Annotated in this window: 14 protein-coding genes; 13 read left to right on the plus strand and 1 reads right to left on the minus strand. The window is 36.3% G+C overall.

Going from position 1 to position 16,830, the window contains the following annotated elements:
- Positions 1–2: 2 nt before the first annotated feature.
- The 11 genes from gyrA (at position 3) to G6534_RS10780 (ending at position 11,801) form a co-directional block, all read left to right on the plus strand.
- Positions 3–2,495 (plus strand): DNA gyrase subunit A, encoded by a 2,493-nt coding sequence (gene gyrA, locus G6534_RS10730; protein ID WP_182082825.1) that lies wholly within the window; start codon positions 3–5, stop codon positions 2,493–2,495.
- Positions 2,496–2,696: 201 nt separating this feature from the next.
- Positions 2,697–2,993, plus strand: a complete 297-nt coding sequence (gene rpsF / locus G6534_RS10735) for a 30S ribosomal protein S6 (RefSeq protein ID WP_059074773.1) — start codon at positions 2,697–2,699, stop codon at positions 2,991–2,993.
- Between the two features lie 37 nt (positions 2,994–3,030).
- Positions 3,031–3,609: a single-stranded DNA-binding protein gene (gene ssb, locus G6534_RS10740; RefSeq protein ID WP_182082826.1), complete on the plus strand. Its 579-nt coding sequence runs from the start codon at positions 3,031–3,033 to the stop codon at positions 3,607–3,609.
- Positions 3,610–3,630: 21 nt separating this feature from the next.
- Positions 3,631–3,867, plus strand: coding sequence for a 30S ribosomal protein S18 (gene rpsR / locus G6534_RS10745; protein WP_010017915.1), 237 nt, complete (start codon positions 3,631–3,633; stop codon positions 3,865–3,867).
- A 383-nt stretch (positions 3,868–4,250) separates the two neighbouring features.
- Positions 4,251–4,451 carry a helix-turn-helix transcriptional regulator gene (locus tag G6534_RS10750; RefSeq protein ID WP_182082827.1) on the plus strand — a complete coding sequence of 67 codons (201 nt, stop codon included), beginning with the start codon at positions 4,251–4,253 and terminating at the stop codon, positions 4,449–4,451.
- Positions 4,452–5,152: 701 nt separating this feature from the next.
- The gene (locus G6534_RS10755; protein ID WP_059074770.1) at positions 5,153–7,153 is read left to right on the plus strand and encodes a DHH family phosphoesterase; all 2,001 of its coding nucleotides are present in this window, start codon (positions 5,153–5,155) and stop codon (positions 7,151–7,153) included.
- 13 nt (positions 7,154–7,166) lie between these two features.
- A complete protein-coding gene (rplI, locus tag G6534_RS10760; protein WP_059074769.1) occupies positions 7,167–7,622 on the plus strand; it encodes a 50S ribosomal protein L9 in 456 nt (151 codons plus the stop codon).
- A gap of 7 nt (positions 7,623–7,629) precedes the next feature.
- Complete coding sequence (gene dnaB, locus G6534_RS10765; protein ID WP_010017907.1) at positions 7,630–9,003, plus strand: replicative DNA helicase; 1,374 nt, start codon at positions 7,630–7,632, stop codon at positions 9,001–9,003.
- Positions 9,004–9,023: 20 nt separating this feature from the next.
- Positions 9,024–10,310 (plus strand): adenylosuccinate synthase, encoded by a 1,287-nt coding sequence (locus G6534_RS10770; protein ID WP_059074768.1) that lies wholly within the window; start codon positions 9,024–9,026, stop codon positions 10,308–10,310.
- 162 nt (positions 10,311–10,472) lie between these two features.
- Positions 10,473–11,309: an SDR family oxidoreductase gene (locus tag G6534_RS10775; protein ID WP_182082828.1), complete on the plus strand. Its 837-nt coding sequence runs from the start codon at positions 10,473–10,475 to the stop codon at positions 11,307–11,309.
- A gap of 60 nt (positions 11,310–11,369) precedes the next feature.
- Entirely contained in the window at positions 11,370–11,801 is a 432-nt protein-coding gene (locus G6534_RS10780) for an Rrf2 family transcriptional regulator (protein ID WP_059074766.1), read from the plus strand.
- A gap of 38 nt (positions 11,802–11,839) precedes the next feature.
- Here G6534_RS10780 and G6534_RS10785 read toward each other — a convergent pair whose 3' ends face one another.
- The gene (locus G6534_RS10785; protein WP_182082829.1) at positions 11,840–12,766 is read right to left on the minus strand and encodes a hypothetical protein; all 927 of its coding nucleotides are present in this window, start codon (positions 12,764–12,766) and stop codon (positions 11,840–11,842) included.
- A gap of 73 nt (positions 12,767–12,839) precedes the next feature.
- Here G6534_RS10785 and G6534_RS10790 point away from each other — a divergent pair, with 73 nt between their 5' ends.
- On the plus strand, positions 12,840–14,135 hold the full coding sequence (locus tag G6534_RS10790; RefSeq protein ID WP_182082830.1) for a hypothetical protein: 1,296 nt from the start codon (positions 12,840–12,842) through the stop codon (positions 14,133–14,135).
- 8 nt (positions 14,136–14,143) lie between these two features.
- Positions 14,144–16,816: a transglycosylase domain-containing protein gene (locus G6534_RS10795; RefSeq protein ID WP_182082831.1), complete on the plus strand. Its 2,673-nt coding sequence runs from the start codon at positions 14,144–14,146 to the stop codon at positions 16,814–16,816.
- Positions 16,817–16,830 lie beyond the last annotated feature (14 nt).

Here is a 16,830-nt window from a genome sequence, read left to right on the forward strand (position 1 = left end):
TAATGGCAGATCATAGAATAGAAAATGTTAACTTGACAGAAGTCATGAAGAATTCCTTCGTTGACTACGCTGCTAGTGTTATCGTGTCACGTGCGCTACCAGACGTTCGTGATGGCCTCAAACCAGTTCATCGTCGTATTCTTTATGGTATGAATGAATTAGGTGTTACACCTGATAAACCATACAAGAAGAGTGCTCGTTTCGTTGGTGACATCATGGGTAAGTATCACCCCCACGGGGACTCCGCTATTTATGAATCAATGGTTAGAATGGCGCAGGATTTCAGTTATCGTTATCCACTAGTTGATGGACACGGAAACTTTGGTTCAATCGATGGTGATCCACCTGCTGCTATGCGTTATACCGAAGCTAGAATGAGTAAGATGGCAGTTGAAATGTTGCGTGATATCAACAAAGATACTGTTGACCTTATTCCTAACTACGATGGTGAAGAAAAAGAACCAACTGTTTTACCAGCTAGATTCCCTAATCTTTTGGTTAACGGAGCTACTGGTATCGCCGTTGGTATGACAACTAATATCCCATCACACAACTTAAAAGAAGTTATCGATGCCTTGCATATTTTGATGAGAAATAAAGATGCAACAGTCGCTGACTTGATGAAAGCAATCCCCGGACCAGACTTCCCAACTGGTGGTATCATCATGGGTCGTTCTGGTATCAGAAAAGCTTATGAACATGGCCGTGGGACAATTATCTTGCGTGCTAAAGTTGATATTGTAACGAAGAAGAGCGGTGCTGAACAAATCATCGTGACTGAACTTCCATACATGGTCAACAAGGCTAAGTTGGTTGAAAGAATTGCTGATTTAGCACGTGAAAAGAAGATTGAAGGAATCACTGATCTAAACGATGAATCTGACCGTGAAGGTATGCGTATCGTTATCGATCTTCGTCGTGATATGAGTGCATCCGTTGTTTTGAACAATCTTTATAAGTTGACACAACTTCAAATTTCTTATGGTATCAACATGGTTGCTATCGTTGGTAAGACACCTAAGGTCTTCTCACTAAAAGGCGTTTTGGTTGAATACTTGAAGCACCAAGAAGTTGTTATTAGAAGAAGAACTGAATATGAATTAAGACGTGCTCAAGCTCGTGCTCACATTCTAGAAGGTTTAAGAATTGCTTTGGATCACATTGATGAAATCATCAAAATAATTCGTGGTTCACAAACTTCAGCGATTGCTAAGCAAACTTTGATGGACAGTTTCAAACTATCTGACAAACAATCACAAGCTATCCTAGATATGCGTTTGGTTCGTTTGACAGGTTTGGAACGTGACAAAGTCGAAGCTGAATATCAAGACTTGTTAACTAAGATTGCTGACTACAAAGATATTTTGGCTACACCTGAACGTGTTGATAAGATCATCTATGACGAATTGCTTGAAATTCAAGAAAAATTCGGGGATGACAGAAGAACTGAGATCCGTGCTAGTGAAGTTGCCAATATCGAAGATGAAGATTTGATTGAAGAAGAAAACATCTTGGTTGTTTTGACACACAATGGTTACATCAAACGTTTGTCGGCGGATGAATTCCGTGTTCAAAATCGTGGTGGCCGTGGTGTTCAAGGAATGGGTGTTCACGATGATGATTTCATTGAACAAATGATTTATACATCAACTCATGATCGTCTATTATTCTTCACTAATGCTGGTAAAGTTTACCGTATCAAGGGTTATGAAGTTCCTGAATACGGACGGACTGCTAAGGGTATTCCAGTTATCAACTTGTTGAATATCGAAAAGGGTGAGAAGATTCAAACCGTAATCAATGTTGACAAAGATATTGATCCAGAGAAATCATTCTTGTTCTTCGTTACTAAACAAGGAACTGTTAAACGTACACCTGTAACTGATTTTGCCAATATCAGACATTCTGGTCTTCGTGCTATTACTCTAAAAGACGAAGATGAATTAACTAATGTCTTCTTAACTAATGGTGACAAAGTTATCGTTATTGGTACTCACAAGGGTTATGCTGTGACATTCAAAGAAAGCGACGTTCGTCCAATGGGAAGAACCGCTGCTGGTGTTCGTGGTATTAAACTTCGTGATGAAGATTACGTTATTGGTTCTTCAATCGCTGAAGCTGGTCAAGAAGTTCTAACTATCTCAGAAAAAGGTTATGGTAAGAGAACTTCTGTTGAAGAGTATCCAGTCAAAGGACGTGGTGGTAAAGGTATCAAGACTGCCAACGTCACTGAAAAGAATGGTCCAATTGCTGGATTGATGGTCGTCAATGGTGATGAAGATATCATGTTGATCACGGACAAAGGTGTCATGATTCGTTTTGAAGTTCAAAGCGTTTCTCAAACTGGTCGTGCAACATTGGGTGTCAGATTGATCAAGGTTGATGATGATTCAATCGTTTCAACAATGACAAAAATTGCTGAAGATGAATCGAATTCAAATGATGAAGATACAGATGAATCAGCAAATGAAATTACTGAAAATAAAGAAGATTAATAAATAATCGTTTCTGCGTAATTTGATAATGTATCCAAACAGGGATGCGTGTCAGGCAGAAACGATTTTTTTATTTTTAGTTCTAGTAATTCTAGAAAGTTTATGATAAACTTATACTTCGTGAGTATAAAATGTAGTTAATTTATGCTCCTTGTTCTTTCAAAAAGAAAGAACCATTAGACCATAAGGAGGTGTACAGTCATGGCTGAAGCACATTACGAAATCACATATATCATTAAACCTGATATGGAAGAAGACGCAAAGAAGGCATTGATCGATCGTTTCGATAAGATCATTACTGACAACGGCGCCAAAGTAATCGACTCAAAAGACTGGGAAAAGAAACGTTTAGCATATGAAATTGCTAATTATAAAGAAGGTATCTACCACATTATCAATGTAGATGCTGAAAACGATGAAGCAATTAACGAATTCGACCGTCTTTCAAAGATCGAAGATAACATTCTTCGTCACATGATCGTTAGACGCGAAGACTAATCTTGTTTCACGTGAAACAATTTAAGGAGGCAGATAAATGATTAATCGAGTAGTTTTAGTTGGACGCCTGACACGTGATCCAGAATTAAGATACACTGCTAATGGAGCAGCGGTTGCCAGTTTTACAGTTGCTGTAAACAGACAATTTACTAATTCTCAAGGTGAACGTGAAGCCGATTTTATCAATTGTGTCATTTGGAGAAAAGCTGCCGAGAATTTTTCTAATTTCACTAATAAAGGTTCTCTTGTAGGTATTGATGGACGTCTTCAAACACGTAACTATGAAAACCAACAAGGACAACGAGTATATGTAACAGAAGTAGTTGTAGAAAACTTCTCCTTGTTAGAGTCTCGTGCCGAAAGTGAAAAGAGAAACGCCGGTAACAATTCCAATCAAGCACCTAGCTATAATAACAATAATCAATCAAATCAGTCTCCATTTGGAAATAATAATAACAACAATTATGGAAATAACGCTGGCAACGGCAATTTCGATAATAGTAACAACAATTCTAATAACAATAATCAATCTAACAATTCTAACAATAATAGTGGCGATCCTTTTGCTAACAACAGCAAACCGATTGACATTTCTGATGATGATTTACCATTTTAATATAGAAGGGAGCAATCTATAATGGCCCAACAAAGAAGAGGCGGACGTAGAAGACGTAAAGTTGACTTCATCGCTGCTAACCACATCGAATACATCGATTATAAAGATACAGAATTACTTAAGAGATTTATCTCAGAACGTGGTAAGATTTTGCCAAGACGTGTTACAGGTACAAGTGCTAAGAACCAACGTAAGCTTACTGTAGCTATCAAGAGAGCAAGAATCATGGCTCTATTACCATTCGTTGCTGAAGACTAATTCTTCACAATTAATTAAAGATCACTTTAATGGTGGTCTTTTTTTTATGCGCTCTTTGCGGCTTTGCCGCTTAGAGCGCATTATGCAAGTGACCTCGTGTCATCTTGCGAACCATTATTTTGGCTTTGTCGCTCAGAGTGCATTATTCCACGACCATAGGTAAATTGCACATCTATTTGTAAACGCATTAAGCATCTTTTTAGAAAGAGAGGAATCTCAATTTAAAAGATGTTTTTTTATATTCCTTAAGATGAATAGTCAATGGTATCGATGATATCGCTTACCAGATTTTGTCATATATATTTGACAAAATAAATAACCAGACTGTATACTGTAAATGTAAAATATATATGACATTTTTTTGAAAGAAAAAAGGTATAGTTATGAATCACGTTCGTGAATATCGCCGTGCTAAGAAATTATCACAAATGGCACTGGCGGAAAAAGTCGGTGTAGCTCGTCAGACAATCAATTTAATTGAGAATGATAAGTACAACCCATCGTTGGATTTATGTTTGAAATTGGCCTGGGAATTAGACGCAAATTTAAATACGTTGTTTTGGATAGATAAAGAAGAAAGTTAAAGTATACCTAAAATTAAGGGAATGGAACGCATGAAAAAACTAGATAAGAAACTCATCAAATAGTTCATTGGAAAAAATGTCTTCGTGGATGAGAGAATCCAAAAAGAAGTTGGGATTTTTGCTACGAAAACAGTATTTGTTTTGTTTGTCTTTGAATTAGTATTTGGCTTTGGAATCAGTGTTTATGCATCCAATAATTAAGCTGCAGATTTTGAAACTTTATTTTACTTAGCTACTTTTGTTCAAGCTATTGGTGCACTTTTTCTCATCTATGGCTAAAGAAAAGACTCCTTGTAAAAGAAGTCAGTCCAGAGGATAAAAAAGAGTTTGTTAAAGGACTGCAACACAGTTGGGTCAGATTAGCACCACTTGAATTTGTAACCTTTTGGATAGTGCACTCTTTATTCTATTTTAATGAAGGCTTTTTTAAGATCCTATTCAGTTTTAAAGAAATAATCTCAGCTTTGTTTTTCACAGTTTTTTTCACAATTTTTATGGCTCTTTATGAAAGAATGCATGTAAAAACCATCAAAGATGACGAATAAATAATCAACATCAGGATTCTCAAATTATGTCAGAAATTCTGGTGTTTTTGTTTCCAAAAGCTAATGATTTTATGACTTGATTTTCGGTGTAATATATAGAAGAAAGAAGAAGTCGGCTGTGATAAAATTAAAGGGTATATCTAAGAGGGGATATTTATGAAAAAGATAAAAGCTAATCTGAAATTCTTCCTTTCTCGAGTTGATCATTCAACTCAATTAACAGCGATCTCTTTGATTGTGATGTTGTTTTCGATTTTAATCGTCGGCTTGATTCACGGTTCTATTGCCGGATATATCCAAGCTATTTTGGTGATTATTTCGTTGATTTTATTTGTTTATCTCTTCCTTTTATTAGGTGAAAAAGCGGGTAAATATACTAACAATTTGCAATATCGAATTGATCGGGGAACAGACAACAGTTTCGTTGAGTATCCTTTAGGCATACTTTTATACGATACTGATAAACAAATTCAATGGGTAAATCCTTACTTTGTCGAAAAGACAGGCTTTAATCCATCTAATAGTATGACTATTGCTGATATATCGGCTCAATTATCTAATTTAGTCGATGATGTAGGTCATGCAGATAGTCGTACCATTCAAATTGATGACAAAGATTTCTTGGTTCAAATTCAACCAGAACTAAAAGTAATCTATTTGTTTGATATTACGCATTACTCTAAAATTGAAAAAAGATATGAAGATAACCGTTCGGTCATTGGTCAAGTCTATTTGGATAATTATGCTGAAATTACTCAATCAATGAGTGATCGGGATATTTCTAATTTGGACAACTATGTCACGAATGAATTGTCGAATTGGGCCTTTGATCAACAAATGTTCTTGAAACGAATTGATGATGATCATTTCTTCATTATGGCTTACACAGGTAAAATCTTTACAATGGAGAAAAATGGTTTTAAAATTCTTGATACGATTCGTGAATATACTTCGCAACAAAATGTACCTTTGACTTTGAGCATGGGCTTTTCTTACGGTGTTGATGATTTGGATAAACTAAATACTGAAGCGCAAAAGAATCTTAACTTGGCACTAGGTCGTGGAGGCGATCAAGTTGTCGTTAAGGAAATTGGCGAAAAGGCTCGTTTCTATGGTGGTAATACTGACCCAATGGAAAAGAGAACTCGTGTCCGGGCTAGAATGATCAGTGAAGCCTTGCAAGAATTATTGAAAGATAGCGATCAAGTTATCGTTATGGGTCACTCACATCCCGACATGGATGTTTTAGGATCATCTTTAGGTATTAGACGGATTTCATTGATGAATAACACGCCATGTAAAATCGTTATCAATCCTAATACTTTGCATTCTGATGTCAGCCGACTTTTGGCAATGGCTAAAGAAGAGCCAGACATTCAAAAAGATATCATTTCACCAGATGAGTCAGTTTCAATGAAGACACCAAAGACTTTAATCGTGATGGTCGACCATTCTAAGCAAAGCATTTCTATCAATCCTAATTTAATTGACGGCGATAATAATAAAGTTGTTGTCATCGATCACCATAGACGTGGTGAAGAATTCCCAGAGAATCCAATGTTGATCTACATCGAACCATATGCTTCATCAACTAGTGAATTGATCACTGAAATGCTTGAATACCAACCTAAGAATAAGAAAGCTATCGAGAAAATCGAAGCTACAGCTTTGTTGGCTGGGATTACCGTCGATACGAAGTCATTCTCACTTAGAACTGGTACGAGAACCTTTGATGCTGCTAGTTACTTACGCTCTGTGGGTGCTGACGAAGCTGTCATCCAAAATGTTTTGAAAGAGAATGTTGATTCATATATTCAGAAGAGTCATTTGATTGAAACAATTACGATGGTCAATGGTAATATGGCAGTATGTTTCGGTGAAGAGGACAAGACTTATGATCCTGTCATCGTAGCTCAAGCTGCTGATACGTTGTTGTCATTAGATAATGTTGAAGCATCATTTGTTATTAGCAAACGTCCTGATGGTCGAGTAGGGATTTCGGCTAGAAGTTTGGGAAATGTTAATGTACAAGTTATTATGGAAAAACTTGGTGGTGGTGGACACTTGTCTGATGCCGCAACACAAATTTCAGACGCCACAGTAGAAGAAGCCAAGGAACAATTAGTTGCAGTTTTGACTGATTCGGAGAAGAAATAGAGGAGGACTAAGAATGAAAGTTATTTTCCTAGAAGATGTAAGAGGTAAAGGTAAAAGGGGTGAACTAAAAAATGTCGCTGACGGCTATGCCCAAAACTTTTTGATTAAAAATAAAAAGGCTATCGAAGCTACTAAACAAAACGTTGCTAAATTAAAGGCCGAACAAAATCGTGAAGCTAAAGATTACGAAGCTGAAAAAGAAGAAGCTAAAAAAATCAAAGTCCAAATTGAAGATGACAAGACAGTTGTTGAAATTTTGGCTAAAGCTGGAACTGATGGTCGTCTCTTTGGTTCAGTAACAACCAAGAAGATTGCTGAAGAATTAAATAAACAATATGGACTCAAAGTTGATAAGCACAAGATGGTACTTTCCGATGGCGTTAAATCACTGGGCTACATCAATGTACCGGTGAAGTTGTTTGAAGGTGTCGAAGCTACCATCAGAGTTCACGTTGCTGAAAAGAAGTAGGATATAAATGAATAATGATATAACTTCAAGAATACCGCCCAATGATAAGGATGCTGAGCAAGCCGTATTAGGAGCGGTTTTTCTAAGTCAAGATGCTTTAATTGAAGCGATGGAATACGTTGAAGCCGATGATTTTTATCAACACGCCAATCAATTAGTATTTCAAGCGATGATGAATTTAAACGATGCTGAAGAACCGGTCGATGTCGTGACGGTTCAAAATGAATTGGATCGAGCAAATCAAATCGAAGATATTGGTGGTGTTAGTTATTTAGCTGAATTGGCTAATGCTGTACCAACGGCTGCTAATACAACTTATTACGCCAAAATCGTTAAGAATAAATCAACTTTGAGACGTTTGATCAATGCTGCGACTGGTATCGTTCAACGTAGTTTTGATGAAGATGAAGATATCGACAGTATCATCGACCAATCCGAAAGAGAAATCATGGACGTGTCTGAGAATCGAAATCATAAAGGGTTCCGTCGTATTTCAGATGTCGTTAAGGCTTCTTTTGAAGAAATCGATAAATTGTATGATCAAGATAGTGATGTTACCGGGCTTTCCACCGGCTACAAGGATCTTGATGCGATGACGACTGGTTTGCATAAAGATGAATTGATCATTCTAGCTGCTCGTCCTGGTGTTGGTAAAACAGCCTTTGTTTTAAATGTAGCTCAAAATGCAGCTACTAAGTCCAATGCTACGGTAGCGATGTTCTCACTAGAAATGAGTGCTGAGTCGTTAGTTAACCGTATGCTATGTTCTGAGGGTAGTATCGACGCAAACGCTCTGAGAACGGGTAAATTGGACGAGAATCAATGGAATAGTTTAGTAGTAGCCATGGGAAGTTTATCTCGGACTAATATTTACATTGATGACACTCCTGGTATCAAGATGGCAGAAATTAGATCTAAATGTCGTCGACTTTTGAAAGAAAGTGGACATTTGGACTTAGTAGTTATCGATTATTTGCAATTAATCGAAGGAACTGGTCAAGAAAATCGACAACAAGAAGTTTCAGTTATTTCACGTAATTTGAAAAAATTAGCGAAAGAACTTCATGTGCCAGTAATCGCATTATCACAGCTTTCCCGTGGTGTCGAAGCTCGTCAGGACAAAAGACCGATGTTGTCAGATATCCGTGAATCTGGTTCAATTGAACAGGATGCGGATATCGTTGCCTTTCTTTATCGTGATGATTATTATCGTGATGAAGATGGGGATGACAATAATGAGGAAGAACCTGAAGATCAAGATGTCGGTGAAGTTGAAGTAATCATCAGTAAGAACCGTTCAGGTCCACGTGGAACGGCCAAGTTATTGTTCGTGAAATCTTATAATAAGTTTTCATCGATAGCGAATATTCCAGAAAATTAAATAGTGTAGGTGTAGAAGAAATGACGACAGTTGTTGTAGTAGGTACCCAATGGGGCGATGAAGGTAAAGGTAAGATTACCGATTATTTCAGTGGTGAAGCTAATATTATTGCACGTTACCAAGGTGGAGATAATGCCGGCCACACTTTGAATATCGATAACAACGTTTACAAATTAAGATCTGTTCCCTCAGGTATTTTGTATTCAGATAAAACTAGTGTTATTGGAAATGGGGTTGTTTTAAACCTCGAATCACTTCAAGAAGAATTGAATCGTCTCCACGAACAAGGAGTAGATACAACTAATTTGAAGATTTCTAACCGCGCTCAATTGATTTTGCCTTATCACATTCAATTAGATAAGTTGCAAGAACAAGCTAAGGGTGATTCTAAAGTTGGTACAACTAACCGAGGAATTGGCCCTGCTTATACTGACAAAGCTTCACGTGTTGGTATTAGAATGGCTGATATTCTTGATAAAGATTTATTCAAAGAATTGTTGACACAAAATCTTGAACAAAAGAATGCATTGTTTACTAAGATTTACGGTGCTGAACCAATGAAGTTTGATGATATTTTTGAAAAATATTACCAAATCGGTCAAGACTTAAAGGATCGTGTCATTGATACTTCTGCCTATTTGAACAAAGAACTAAAAAATGGCAAAAATGTTCTATTTGAAGGTGCACAAGGAATCATGCTTGATATCGACCATGGTACTTATCCTTATGTTACTTCTTCAAATCCTGCTGGTGGTGTAACTACTGGTGCTGGTGTTGGTGCTCCATTGATTGATAACGTGATTGGGGTCGTTAAAGCTTATACTTCACGTGTCGGCGCTGGACCATTTCCTACTGAACAATTAAACGATACGGGTGACTTCTTGCGTGAAGCAGGTCATGAATATGGAACTGTTACACATCGTCCTCGTCGTGTTGGCTGGATTGATTTGGTTGTTTTGAAGCATTCATGTAACGTGGCTGGTGTAACACACTTGTCATTGAACTGTTTGGATGTTTTGACTGGCTTAGATGAAATCAAAGTCTGCACAGGCTATGACTTAAATGGCAAGATTATTGATGAATATCCCGCTAACTTAAATGTCCTAGCTAAGTGCAAACCAGTTTACAAGACCTTCAAAGGTTGGACTGAAGATATGACTCAAGCTAAGAGCCTCAACGATTTGCCACAACAAGCTAGAGATTATCTTGACTTCATTAAAGACCAATTAGGCGTTGAATACGCTACTGTTTCAGTTGGTCCTGATCGTGAACAAACTATTGAAGTAAATGATGTTTGGAAAAACTAATTATAAAAATTTGAGTCACTAGGCATAATGCTTAGTGGCTTTTTTGTCATTGTGTGTAAAAATTCTAAATTCTTGCTTTCAAAAGTAAACGTGTTAATATAATAAATACAAGTTAATAATAAAGTAACAATTAAATTAAACGTTTATGGAAGAAGGATTTTTATGGCAAAATATGCAATCACAGGTGCAACTGGTCATTTTGGTCAAAATGCGCTCAAAAAATTAGTTGAATTAGTTCCTGCTACAGATATAGTAGCTTTGGCTCGTAACATTCAAAAGGCACAAGCAACCGTACCTGAAGGTGTGAAAGTACGTTTAGGTGACTATAACGATGTGGAAAGATTGACTGAATCGCTTCAAGGTATCGATAAATTACTCTTCATTTCATCACAACCTGGTGGAAAAGTTGCCCGTGCTACTCAACATGAAAATGTCGTTACGGCTGCTAAGAATGCTGGAGTTAAGTATATTGCCTATACTAGTTTTCCACATGCTGATACAGCTACGGCTCCTTTGGCAAGTGATCATCAAGTGACAGAGAAATTGATCAAAGAATCAGGAATTGATTATTCATTTTTACGTAATAACTGGTATTTGGAAAATGAAGCCGATTCGTTAAAGAATGCTGCAACACAGGGACTAGTATACTCAGCTGATGGTAAAGTCGGTTGGGCTTTGGAATCAGAATATTCAGAAGCTGCTGCTTTAGTATTGACTCAAAATAATCCTAAGAAAGTTTATGAATTTGCGGGAAAGAGTCGAACTTATCAAGATTTGGCCGATGCATTAAAAGTTAAAGCTACGAAATTAAGCGATGTGGAATATAGTCAAGCATTGCAAAAATCTGGGATGGATGAAGGAACGATTCAAGTGATTCTTTCCATTCAAGATTTGATTACTCAAGGTAATTTGACGGAAGATACAAATGACTTGCCAGAAGTTTTAGGTAGAGAATTGACACCATTGTCAGAAGCACTCGAAACAATTGTTGGTAAATAATGTTTGTCAAAGACCCGCCTTATACCTTATGATATTAAGAAGTGTGAAGGAGTGATGATATTGAAGTTTTCCAGTAAATTGAGTGATGGCGTGCATATTTTGGCATACGTTGATATTTGTAAAGATGGTGATCTTTCAAGTGCAGCAATCGCCAGTAGTATCGAGTCCAATCCCAGTTTAGTGCGACGTATGATGTCGAGATTGAAAAAAGCTGGATTGTTACAGAGCGCACCTGGAAAAGTTGCTCCAAAATTGTCTAAGAAAGCTTCTGAGATAACGTTGTTGGATGTTTATCGAGCTATTGAAGATAATCAAAACTTACTCCACGTTGATGAAAAAACTAATCCTAAATGTATCGTTGGTGGTAATATTCAAGATACTTTAAGAGAGGTTTATCAAAAGGTACAAAACGATGCTGAAGAAAGCATGTCACAGGTGAGTTTACAAGATATTATTGATGGAATTTTGCTCAATAATGAAAAGAAGAAATAAAATAAGCCCAGTCAGAACAAATTCTGATTAGGCTTATTTTATTGGTTTTTAGAATCGGTTGAAATGATACCACGTTGCAAGTTGATAAAACGTCCACTATTACGGCTGAAAGTTAACGTATAGTAATAACTATTATCTTTATTTAACTGTTTAATATAAATTCTAGTGTAGCGAGGGAGATCGGAAACTTGATAACCGACGATACTAGAATTGCTGACCCGCGAATTAGAATTTTTAGCCAAGGTATACAGACCAACGTTGCTCTTGTCTGGATTCAAACCTAGGTTAATTGAGATCTGATTGAAATTACCAGGTTCGTTGGCATTGGTAGCAGTTAAATTAGAATTGATGATGGCTGTCTTTAATCGTTGCATAAAGGCATCCGCTTCAGTTGTACCAAATTTGCCTAGTTCAACGTCTTTAAAGATGTATTTTGGTGGATATTTGTTAGACTTGGTATTGAGATATTTGGCTGAAGTAATATTATCCCCCTTGTAATAAAGGCGATAACGATAGCTAACGATATTCTTTGTATCGTCATAACGGTTACAACTGATAGTAATATATTTTCCATGAGCGTCTTTACCAAAGTTTAGCAAGGTCATTTTACCGATATAACGGTGTGATTTTTGATGAACCTTCTTTAATAAAGATTCTTCTTGGTCATTGGATAAAAACGACAGTTGTTTTGTATTATCATAGTCATCATTGATAGAACTGATTAGATTCAAAGCTTCTGTTTTAGAATTATTCAAATCAGCTTTTAATGAGATGGCTTTGGGTGCGATGTCTTCGTCGATATTGTTAGGATTAACAATCAAAGAGAACGGAATGGTTAAACTTGAGATGCCATTGATTGTTTTATCTTTGATTTTTCCTAAATTAAGGGCGTATGAGAAAATAATGGCGATTAATAGTAGGAAAATAACAATCCATTTTATATATTTTTTGTTTAATTTTTTCAAAATTTCCACCCTTTATTTGCAGGATAATTTACTATATATAATAACAAGATGAACTAGATATTTGGGGAAAATCATGAAAGATAAGAAAGATTTAAAGACTAAAACTAAATCTGAGCGATATTTATTGATGGGTGCCGGGATTGTCGGTGTAATCACTGCAGTCATTTTCTTTGTCATGCTTTCAAGAGGTGTCGTTAATGCTGTTGTCACGTCTAAAATATCTAGTCAGTATCAAGATAAAGAATTAGAAGTTCTCAAAACTGATTTGAATTATAAGACTTTAGATTTCATTGGTAAATTAATTGATGTCAGCGACGGTATCGTGATTACTCCTAGTAATGAGAAGAAGTATCAAGAACTCGAAGCTTATATTCAGGCTAGAAAAGACCGTTCCAAAGAAGTTAATTCTTTTTATGACGGTAAGAGTCATTATAAAGATGATGTTACTGAAACTAAGATTAATGATTTAGATAAAAAATTGTTAAAAGAAAAGAACCAAGACGTTTATCAAAAATTACGTAACAAACTTGATACGATTCAAATTTGGTATGAACAAACCCAAGATGCTGATAAGTATTTGAGTAAAACGTGGGATAGCTTTAATTCCGATAAGAGTAGTTTGAGTTTTAAGAAAATTTCAATGGTTAACACTTATTACAAATTGATCAAGAATAAAACATCCAAGAATCACTGGACTCAAGCCGTTAATCAAATGGATAATTATTTTGCCAACAATAAAGGTGAGAGTTCTAGAGTAGCTGCCGCTAAGGAAGAGTTGGAAGCTTTGAAAAATTCACCTCTGACAGAAAAGTACACGCCAGCTAGTGTCGATATCGTTTCAAGCATGAATTCAACTAGTGGAGCTTCAGATGCATTGGATCAAGCTGATATTACTAGTAAGAATGTGCTTTATTATAATTCTAATAAGAATACTTTAGCTTTGATGACGAGAGTCTCTGGCAAATATGTTGCTGAAGATGGTTATATCAATGTTATTAGTTCCAAGGTAAGTTCTGGTAAATATACGGTTAAAAAACTTGTGGATGCTAATAGTTCTGATGCTATTGTTACTGATAGTGATAGTAGTGACTTTGGACAATATATTAGTAATGCAAGCATCAGTGAATTAACTTCAATGGGCTTAACTGACCCAGACAATACGACGACAGACTTTAATTCAGCTACACCCGTCTTCTGGTTCAAGAATAATTCAGCTTTGACTAGTTCAATTTACTTTGGTGATAATTCAACAATTGGTTTCATTTATGCCGGGTCAACTAGTTATAACAACGGTATGCAAATTAGTTCATCAGATTTATCCGATTTGATGTCACAAGTTTCTTCAGGAACGACATTCTTTGTTAATTAGGGGTAATCATGCGTAAGAAAAAAATGGAACATAAATTAATCAAGAAAAGAAAAAAATGGCCCTGGATTCTTTTGACGTTAGTTTTATTAATTGTTTTAAGTATCGGAGCTTTTTGGTGGAAATATGGTTATGAAATCAAGAATACGATTGCTGATGGTTATTCTTATAGTCAAGGTTTAAAAAAATCTGATTTTCATCCCCGTAATTCAACCGTTATATATGATCGTAACGGTAAAGTGATAAAAAAATTAGCCCAATCAAGTTCAGATTACACACCAATCAATAAGATTAACACTAAGATCAGTAAAGGATTGGTGGATGTCGAAGATCAACGTTTCTACATTCATCATGGAGTTGATCTATATGCGATTATGCGTTCAGTCGGTTCAACCTTGTTGCATCGTCGGACTGAAGGTGGATCTACGCTGACGCAGCAATTAGTTAAGAACGTTATCTTACAAGATCAGTCGCAGAACTTAACTCGTAAGCTCAAGGAAATGGTCATTGCCCAACAGTTAGAAAAGAAATTTACTAAGTCGCAGATCTTGGAGTTTTATATTAACAATGTCTACATGGGACACGGATCGTATGGTTTTAGTGCGGCCTCTGATTACTATTTCTCAGAGGATCAAAATGATTTATCAATTGATAAAATAGCCATGCTAGTCGGTATTCCCAATAATCCGGTGTATTATGATCCGGTTCAATATCCAGAACGGACTAAAAAACGTCGGAATATGATTCTGTATATCTTTAACCAGCGAGATTTGATTTCCAAAAAGACTTATCAAACAGCTCGTAAAAAGCCTTTGGGATTGAAACTAAACGAAAAGAAATATGATAACGATGTCTCCAATAATTATGCTCTGAGTTATGCAGTCTATGGAGCGACAGAAGAGTTAATGAAGTCATCTGGATTCACGATGCGTTATGATTTTAAAAATGCAGCAGACCGTCAAGCCTACGATACGAAGTATCAACAAGAATATGAACGTGCTCACGGTCAATTGATGGATGGTGGCTACACGATTCAGACGACGATTGATATGGATGTGCAAAACAAAGTGGAAAACTTGATCAAGCAAGTTTATTCTCCTTATACTGGCCGAACTGCCAATGGAAAACTGACACCGCAGGTTTCTAGTACGGTAGTAGATAATAAAACTGGCGACGTTATAGCGGTAGTCGGTGGTCGAACAACTGATGGAGATCAATTTAATCGAACGATAAATGGATATCATCAACCGGGTTCAACGGCTAAACCAATCGTGGCTTATGCACCTGCTTTTGAACGAGGATATTTACCACAGAGTACAGTCATTGATTCGGCTGTCGGTAATCCAGTTGTGCATAACTGGTACAGTGGCTACACGGGTAGTACAACGGTTCGTCACGCACTAGAAAACTCAATCAATACCATCGCTTATAAGTTGGCAGCTCAAGATACTAAGGGTACTTACTATGATGATATGGTCAAAATGGAATTTGCTCGATTGTCGCCAACTCAAAAATTGGACCCAAGATTAGCAATTGGTTCCTTTAGAAATGGTGTTACGACAACGGAAATGGCTTCAGCGTATAGTTCGTTTTCACGTGGTGGTCAGTTCATTCATCCTAGCAATATTTCCAGCATTTACGATAATGACAATGATCGCTACATTTATCAAAATACTCATATGAAAAAGGACGTTTATACTAAAAATGCCAGTTATATGATGATCAATACAATGCAATCAGTTATTAGTGATGGACTAGGTAAAGATGCTGCTTTGGATAATTACAAATATACTGCTGGTAAAACTGGTTCAACTGATGATAATTACGATTCATACTTCGTAGGGATGACACCAGACTTTACGATTGCTAACTGGACTGGTGATGACAAGAAGGAAGATAGTTTGAATGCTTCAGAACGTCAGCTTGCCATGAAAGCTTTTAAATCAGTCGGTGAGTATTTGGTTGATGAAATGAAGCAAAAGAATGTTGATTTCAAGAAACCAAGTACTGTAACGGTTAGTGGCAGCAACTTGTCAGTTAATACCAAAGCTGAAAAGCCAAGTATTCAAGATATCATCGATAATGATTTTTCTAAATACAGTACTAATCAAGCTAATAAGAATGAGAATCGTTTGTACAACCTCGATTATCGAATTATTTATCATTTGACGAAGAAAGAAGAATTCAAGCGAGAAAGAAAAGTTCAAAAGGCGATTGATAAGTATAATGACAATCCAATTATTAAAGAATCACAGTACAATAAGAAATTAGATGAGTTGCAAAAGATTCGTTATTTGAATAGTAATGTTAAACGACAAAGTGCCAAGAATGATTTTAACAAGCAGATTTTACAGCTTCAAAAGGATCTGAATTTGAGTCAAGCGATGTTCCAAGCTGCTAAAGATAATAAGAAGGTAGCCCAATTTGAATCTGAAAAAGAAGCTATTGAAGAACAACGTGAAAAGAAACGCCAGAATATGGTGGATAAGTTGATGCCACAGTATAATTCACAACTTCAAAAGGTAAAGGATGCTTACAAGAACAATGATTCTGATAAGGAAGATCAAAAACAAAAATTGATCGATATTATGAATGAAATCAGAAGTTATGGTGGAAATGTCCCTGATCTAAAAATTGACAGTAATGGTAATACCACTTCGACGTCTACTTCTACTACAAACTAAAAAAGACCCTCTAG

This window comes from Companilactobacillus pabuli, assembly GCF_014058425.1.
Taxonomy (GTDB): Bacteria; Bacillota; Bacilli; order Lactobacillales; family Lactobacillaceae; genus Companilactobacillus; species Companilactobacillus pabuli.